The following is a 773-nucleotide window of genomic DNA, read 5'->3' on the forward strand; positions in this document are numbered from 1 at the left end:
TTGGTGCCCATGCCGCCGGTGCCAAGTCCGGAGACGCTATCGCCGGCGATGGCGCGCAGCGCGTCGTCGATGCCGTAAACGTCTTTAATCAGCTCCGCCTGCGGGTTGCTGCGCGGGTCGGCGGTGAACAGGCCTGGCTGGTCGGTTAACAGCAGCAGCTTATCCGCCCCGGCGAGGATCGCGGCCAGCGCGGAGAGATTGTCGTTATCGCCCACTTTGATTTCCGCGGTTGCGACGGCGTCGTTTTCGTTAATGACCGGGACGATGCTGTTATCCAGCAGCGCGCGCAGAGTGTCGCGGGCGTTGAGGAACCGTTCTCTGTCTTCCATGTCGGCGCGGGTCAGCAGCATCTGGCCAACGTGAATGCCATAGATAGAAAACAGCTGTTCCCACAGCTGGATCAGACGGCTTTGTCCCACCGCCGCCAGCAGCTGCTTGGAGGCGATGGTGGCGGGCAGTTCCGGGTAACCAAGGTGCTCGCGCCCGGCGGCAATGGCCCCGGAGGTCACGATGACAATACGGTGTCCCATGGCGTGCAACTGTGCGCACTGGCGCACAAGCTCGACGATATGGGCGCGGTTCAGGCGACGGGACCCGCCTGTTAAAACACTGGTGCCCAGTTTTACCACCAGCGTCTGGCTTTCACTCATGATTCTCTGCCGTTCAAAAGGAATATCGATATCGAGCTGATGTTGTAGCAGGAGTCGGCCCGCTTGCCAACACCCGGGGCGGCGGGCGCGCCATTTTATTGCGCGGGATCGGGCATTCTGGAG

1 protein-coding gene is annotated in these 773 nt (G+C 61.8%); it reads right to left on the reverse strand.

The annotated features are described in order from the left end of the window. Positions 1 to 650: glutamate 5-kinase (gene proB / locus KHQ28_RS28495; protein ID WP_211777795.1), on the reverse strand; the 650-nt coding region annotated here is incomplete at its 3' end. Between the last annotated feature and the right edge of the window lie 123 nt (positions 651 to 773).

The sequence above is a fragment of the Klebsiella sp. 28 genome (assembly GCF_018223905.1).
GTDB classification, from domain to species: domain Bacteria; phylum Pseudomonadota; class Gammaproteobacteria; order Enterobacterales; family Enterobacteriaceae; genus Klebsiella; species Klebsiella pneumoniae.